This is a genomic window from Nocardia sp. NPDC057663, from assembly GCF_042799895.1.
GTDB lineage: Bacteria > Actinomycetota > Actinomycetes > Mycobacteriales > Mycobacteriaceae > Nocardia.
In genome coordinates this window covers 322,230-328,290 of record NZ_JBHVHX010000004.1, presented here as the reverse complement: position 1 = coordinate 328,290, position 6,061 = coordinate 322,230, and the positions used below count along the sequence as shown (strand labels likewise).

The following is a 6,061-nucleotide window of genomic DNA, read 5'->3' as shown; positions in this document are numbered from 1 at the left end:
GTTTTTTTTTGTTCGGTGGTTGTCTTGTTTTTGTTTTCCCGGCCGCCGCGGCGCGCCCGCGCGGGGGGGGGGGGGGGGGCGGCGGCCGCCCGGCCCCCCCCCCCGCTTCCGGTCTCAGTGCCGCGGGCGGCCCGCGGTCTCGTCCAGTGCGACACCAAAGGTGTTGAACGCCATGGCCAATGTCGTATAGCAGCCCACGGTGAAGACGAAATCCATCCGTTGACGGTCGTCCAGCCGGGCGCCGAGCGCGGTCCACGTCTCGTCGGACAGCGCGGACTTCTCGTCCAGTTCGTCGACGGCGTCGAGGACCAGGCGATCGAATTCCCCTGGCGCGGTGCCGACCCGGCGCGCCGCGTCGATCTCGGCGTCGGTCAATCCCGCGGCCCGCCCCATCTCGGCGTGATGGTGCCATTCGTAGGCGCAGTCGCGACGGTGGGCCACGCGCAGCACGGCCAGCTCACGCAACCGGGGTTCGAGAGTGGAGCCGAACAGCAGGTGCGTGTTGAACCCGAGGAAGGCGCGGGTCAGCCGGGGATGGCGGACCAGGACCGACAAGGCGTTTCCCGCCTGGGCCGGAGTGCGGCGCTCCGGGGGCAGCATGCGCGCCAGCGCGGCGTCGACCTCGTCGTCCCACTGGTCCTCGGGTAGCGGGGGCAGAGCCATGTCGGCCTCCTCTCCGGCGCGGGAGCAACCGCACGCCATTGGTGGTTCAATTCTACTCACGTGAGAATATACTTCTCACAATCGGAGAGTGTGATGCAGAGAGGTGGAATCGCATGACTGCGCAGGACTTTCGCGGCGCCGCGGGCGGATCGGCGCCGAGGCGGCGGGCCGAGATCCGGCGGCACAATCTGCGCTACCGCCTCGCGGTCGTGGCCGGCACGGCCGCCGATGTGGTGCGCCACGCGGGCGGCTGGTTGTGTGACCGCACGATGGCGGGCTGGGAAGTCACCGTGGTGCTGGCGGATACCCGCGACGGCGGGTCGGTGGAGATCCTCGGCGCGAGCGTGCTCGATCTGGACACCTCGCTCGCCGCGGCGGCGCATGATCCGTGGCCGCACGCACTGGCCGTCGCCGCCGACCTGTTCACCGCCGACGCGCGAGTCCGTCGTGGTCTGCTCGACTGCCTGGATCACGGCCGCGCCGAAGTCGTGGTGTGGGGAGATTCCGTCCCCGCGAGCCTGGACAGCAGGCTCGACACCGTGCACCACCGGATCAGCGTCGCGGCACAGACGTTCAAGGACTGTGCGCTGACGGCGGTGGGTCTTCCTGCGGTCGCGGGGGAGACGAGTGAGCGGTTCCGCTGCGGTGAACTTCTGGTCACCGGAACGTGGGGCGCAACAGATCTCGTCCAGATCGGGTGAGCCACCGGCTTTCCGCCGGAAGGCACCACACGGATCACGGTCTCCACCACCTTCTCGCTCGCCGACGGCATTGGTGAATATGTTATTCTCCGATCTGGAGAATGGGATATCGCAGCATCGTGGCGGTCTCGGCATGCCGCCGGGCGGTGCGCGTGGAGAGGGTGCGACATGAGCATTTCGCTGCTGCTGGACATGGCCACGTCGAACGACCCGGACCGCTGTGCGGTGGCCTGCGGCGAGACACAGTGGACGGCAGCCGAATTGAGCGTGCTGTGCCAAGGCGGCGCCGCGGTGCTGACCGGTTCCGGGGCCCGCAGCCTCGCCTATGTGGGGACCGGCGGGCATCTGCTGCCGCTGCTGCTGTTCGCCGCCGCCGGTGCGGCGGTACCGTTCACGCCGCTGAACTACCGCCTCGGCGCCGAGGCGCTCGGCGCGCTCATCGCCCGGCTGGACGCGCCGCTGCTCGTGTGCGACGACGAGTACTACGACATCGTTGTGCGCGAGGTATCCGGTTCTGGTGTCACCGTGCTGCGTTCGCCACAGTTCCTGGCGCTGGCCACCACCGCCGAACCCGCTACCGTGGACGCGGACCCCGAGCAGGTGGCGGTCGTGCTGTTCACCTCCGGGACGACCTCGACGCCCAAAGCGGTCGAACTCACCCACAACAACCTGGTCAGCTACATCACCGGCACGGTCGACTTCGCTTCCGCCGCACCGCAGGACGCGGCACTGGTGTGCGTGCCGCCCTATCACATCGCCGGGGTCGGCGCCGCGATGTCGCACCTGTACGCCGGCCGGAAAGTGGTGTATCTGCCCACGTTCGACGCCGCCGCCTGGGTCGCCGCGGTGCGCCGGGAGTCGGTGACTACGGCGACCGTCGTGCCGACCATGCTCGCTCGCATCGTCGCCGAACTCGAGCGCACCGGCGCGACGCTGCCCTCCCTGCGCACTCTCGCCTACGGCGGTTCCAAGGTCGCCTTGCCGCTGCTGCGGACCGCGCTGCGGCTGCTGCCCGCCACCGGCTTCGTCAATGCCTACGGCCTGACCGAAACCAGTTCCACCATCGCGGTTCTCGGGCCCGACGACCACCGCGCGGCTCTGGCCGCCGACGACCCCGCGCTGGCGCGCAGGCTGGGTTCGGTCGGTACCCCCGTCCCCGGCATCGAACTGCAGATCCGTGACGAGAACGGCACCGTGCTGCCCGCGGGCGCGACGGGTGAGCTCTACGTCCGCGGGGCGCAGGTGTCGGGCCGCTACACCGGCATCGGCTCCGTCCTCGACGCGAACGGCTGGTTCCCGACCAGGGACGTGGCTGTCCTCGACAGCGACGGATTCCTGTATATCGGCGGGCGTTCCGACGACACCATCATCCGCGGCGGCGAGAACATCGCCCCGGCCGAGATCGAGGATGTGCTGGTGGAGCATCCGCAGGTGCGCGAGGTCGCGGTCATCGGTATCGATGACGTGCAGTGGGGCCAGATCATCGTGGCGGTCGTCGTACCCGGTGGTGACCACGCGCCGGATCCGGAGGAGCTGCGCGGTTTCGCCCGCGCGGGCCTGCGCGGCTCGCGAACCCCGGACCGGGTCGTCTTCCGGGACTCGTTGCCCGCCACGCCCACCGGGAAGATCCTGCGGCGCGACCTGGTCGCGGAGTACAGCGGGCACTGAGCTGCCGGTCCGGGCCACCTCGGTGTCAGGCACCGGCGGCCCGGACCGTGCGTCCACCTCACGACCGCAGGCGGAACATCGCCTCCTGGGCGTAGGAGGCCACCAGCTGTCCGTCTTCGGTGATGACGTCACCGCGGCCGAAGATCCGACCGTCGGCGAGGATCGGGCTGTGCTGGCGCAGCACCTGCCAGGCGTCGCTGCGAACGGGCCGGTGGAACCACAGCGTGTGGGTGGTGACCGCGGACAGGAATCGGGTGCCGTTGCCGGACTGGCTGATTCCCTCCTCGGGCCGCAGCGCGGTGCCGATCAGCGTCAGATCGGTGGCGTAGGCGGTGAGCGCCGCGCCCAGCTCCGGCTCGACCGGCGGGGTGCGCATCCACAGCGTGTAGTCCGGTGCCGCGACGGCGGTGCTGTCGAGGTCGTCGGTCGCGCGGGCCTCCCACGGCAGCAGCGGGAACTCCACCCGATACTCGGGACCGAGCAGGGGGCCGACCGCGGGCAGGCTCTGGCGCTGCGAGCCCTCCTCGGGAACATGCAGCGAGGCAATGGCTGTCGCGATCACCTGCTCGCCCTGGCACGCGAGGATCGCAGCGGTGGCGAAGGAGCGGCCTTCGTGCAGGGGGTTCACGTGGTACCGGATCGGGGTGTCCGACTGCCCTTCCCGGGTGAAGACGGTGTGCAGTGACTTCACCGCCTTGTCCGGAAACGCGAGCCGGGCCGCCACCATCAGCTGTCCGAGGACCTGACCGCCGAAGACGCGGTGATACGGCAGGGTCTGGTTCTCGCCGACCAGGGCGATGTTGTCGATGCCGACCGCGGGTTTCAGGTCGAAGCAGGAGAGTAGGTCGTTCCACATATCGGGCATGACGCTAGTGTAAATCGTATTCTCCAGTTGGAGAATACGATTGTCACTCTGCTGGTGCTTCGATGCCACGGGCGCAGAAGTGCCAGATCTCCTCGGCGGTGAGCGGCCGTCCCTCGCCGACGGAGGCGCCCGGGGTCATGGCCATGTGCATCGTCATGGCGGCCATCCGCCGTGGGTGCAGGTCGCCGCGCAGCCGGGCGGCGGCGCTCGCCTCGGTCATCAGTTCGGCGAACATCGTGAACAGCGCGGCGTGGGCGGATCGGACCTCGGCCGGATCGGATCCGCTGAGTTGCGGCGCGAATTCGGAGAACAGCGGCCGGTGCGCGTCGGGGTCGGGGCGGCAGAGCTGGAACAGCAGGACCACCGCGGTGCGCAGCTTGTCGAGCGGATCGGTGCGGCCTGCGGTCGCCGCGCGGATCTGGGTCGTCGTCCGGGCCACGGCGTCTTCGTAGAGGGCGAGCAGCAGTTCGTGCTTGCCGTCGAACTGCAGGTAGAAGCTGCGCAGGGACTGTCGCGAGCGGTCGACGACCTCCTGGACCGTGAAGTCGGTCGTGCCCCGCTCGGTGATGATGGCCTGGGCGGCGTCCAGGAAACGCTGCACGCGCTCGCCCGCTCGCTGGGTCGCGGTGCGCAGTGACCGCTCGACGGCGCGTTGCTTCCAGGCGGGCTGCTCACCGCGGTCGCCCGCGGTGCGGTGGGGTGGGTCATGACGGATCGACACGCGGTGCCTCCGTTTCCGTCTGGCGACTGTGTGGAGTATGCATTACCGTATTGTAAGAATGGCATTCTCGCCCAGCAATCGCGGATGTTGTGGTGGCGAGGGATGCCGAGGTAGGCGAGAGGCCCAGATGGCGATCACCCCAGAGCAGCAGACCTCGCCGGAGTCGTCCGTGTCGCGGATGCTGCGGATATTCGATGTCGAACCCGCGGGCCCGACCGGCTTCACCGGTGTCAGCGACGGTGGTTCGCGACACGTGGTGGACGGCACCCAGTTGCTGGCTCAATCCCTGGTCGCGACCGCAAAGACGCTGCCGGACAAAGTGATTCGCTCCGCGCACGCGGTCTTCACCCGGGCGGTGGACCCCGCGGCACCGGTGCGGTTCGAGGTCGAGGTGACTCATCGTGGCCGGTCCATGGCCGGTGCTGTCGTCGCGGTCGAGCAGGCGGGCCGTCGGTGCGCCACCGTTTCGGTCCTGGCCGATGTACCGGCGGCGGATGTTGTGCGCCACCATGTTCCGCGTCCAGCGGTACCGGGACCGGCGGCGGCACTGCCCGCGGACATGCCGATGGCCGGCCGGGAGCTGCGCATCGTCGGGGTCGCCGATGTCAACGATCCCGGCGAGATCGGGCCGCCGGAACTGCACGCCTGGGTGCGCTACGACCCGGTGCCCGAGCGCGACGACCTGGCCAAGGCGCTGCTGGCGCATTTCACCGGGCACCTGTCGGTCTCCACGACTTTGCGCGCTCATCCGGGCGTCGGCACCGCACAGGCGCATCACAGCCTGTCGACCGCGGTGATGACCGTCGCGGTGCGGTTCCACGAACCGGCCGGATGGGACGGATGGCTGCTGTATTCCCACGAGAGCATCCAGGTCGGGGCCGGAATGTCGTGCGTGCACGGTCTGGTGCACACCGAGGACGGCCGCCTGCTCGCCTCTTTCACGCAGGAAGCGATGATCCGCGGCCTGCGCGCCGACGACGACACCGTGCCCGTGGCGGCCCGGCTCTGACAGGAGATCGCCGATGACCGGACTCCGAGGATTCCTCGACCGCCCCGACTACCGCGTCGATATCCACGCCCGGCGCAATCTCGTCACCGTGCATCTGGACGGGCTGCTGATCGCGGAATCGACCAGGGCCCAGCTGGTCGACGAGCAGGACCACGGCCTCGTCTTCTATGTGCCACTGGCCGATGTCCGTGTGCCGTTGGCTCGCGCCGAGGGATACAGCAGCACGTGCCCGTTCAAGGGTGTGGCGACCTACTGGCGTTTCGCGGGTGACGGCGGTGAACCGCTGGTGTGGAGTTATGAGGACCCGGCCCCGCAGGTCGCGCGGTTGCGGGGGCACGTGGCGTTCTATCAGGATCGGGTGACGCTGCGGGTCGGTGTCGCCACGCCGACCGTGAGCGGGCGCTGAGGGATCGGCGCCCGGCTCGCCGTCCTCG

At 69.4% G+C, this 6,061-nt stretch carries 7 protein-coding genes; 4 read left to right on the top strand and 3 right to left on the bottom strand.

Going from position 1 to position 6,061, the window contains the following annotated elements:
* Positions 1–114 precede the first annotated feature (114 nt).
* Positions 115–663 carry a carboxymuconolactone decarboxylase family protein gene (locus ACFVAV_RS12780; RefSeq protein ID WP_379034244.1) on the bottom strand — a complete coding sequence of 183 codons (549 nt, stop codon included), beginning with the start codon at positions 661–663 and terminating at the stop codon, positions 115–117.
* Between the two features lie 188 nt (positions 664–851).
* Here ACFVAV_RS12780 and ACFVAV_RS12775 point away from each other — a divergent pair, with 188 nt between their 5' ends.
* Together ACFVAV_RS12775 and ACFVAV_RS12770 are read left to right on the top strand one after the other, a co-directional pair.
* Positions 852–1,364: a hypothetical protein gene (locus tag ACFVAV_RS12775; RefSeq protein WP_379034567.1), complete on the top strand. Its 513-nt coding sequence runs from the start codon at positions 852–854 to the stop codon at positions 1,362–1,364.
* 168 nt (positions 1,365–1,532) lie between these two features.
* A complete protein-coding gene (locus tag ACFVAV_RS12770; RefSeq protein ID WP_379034242.1) occupies positions 1,533–3,032 on the top strand; it encodes a class I adenylate-forming enzyme family protein in 1,500 nt (499 codons plus the stop codon).
* Positions 3,033–3,090: 58 nt separating this feature from the next.
* Here ACFVAV_RS12770 and ACFVAV_RS12765 read toward each other — a convergent pair whose 3' ends face one another.
* Positions 3,091–3,897: an acyl-CoA thioesterase gene (locus ACFVAV_RS12765; protein WP_379034240.1), complete on the bottom strand. Its 807-nt coding sequence runs from the start codon at positions 3,895–3,897 to the stop codon at positions 3,091–3,093.
* A 43-nt stretch (positions 3,898–3,940) separates the two neighbouring features.
* Positions 3,941–4,618 carry a TetR/AcrR family transcriptional regulator gene (locus tag ACFVAV_RS12760; RefSeq protein WP_379034238.1) on the bottom strand — a complete coding sequence of 226 codons (678 nt, stop codon included), beginning with the start codon at positions 4,616–4,618 and terminating at the stop codon, positions 3,941–3,943.
* Between the two features lie 127 nt (positions 4,619–4,745).
* Here ACFVAV_RS12760 and ACFVAV_RS12755 point away from each other — a divergent pair, with 127 nt between their 5' ends.
* Together ACFVAV_RS12755 and ACFVAV_RS12750 are read left to right on the top strand one after the other, a co-directional pair.
* Positions 4,746–5,627: an acyl-CoA thioesterase gene (locus tag ACFVAV_RS12755; RefSeq protein ID WP_379034236.1), complete on the top strand. Its 882-nt coding sequence runs from the start codon at positions 4,746–4,748 to the stop codon at positions 5,625–5,627.
* A 13-nt stretch (positions 5,628–5,640) separates the two neighbouring features.
* A complete protein-coding gene (locus ACFVAV_RS12750; RefSeq protein WP_379034234.1) occupies positions 5,641–6,033 on the top strand; it encodes a DUF427 domain-containing protein in 393 nt (130 codons plus the stop codon).
* The last annotated feature ends 28 nt before the right edge of the window (positions 6,034–6,061 follow it).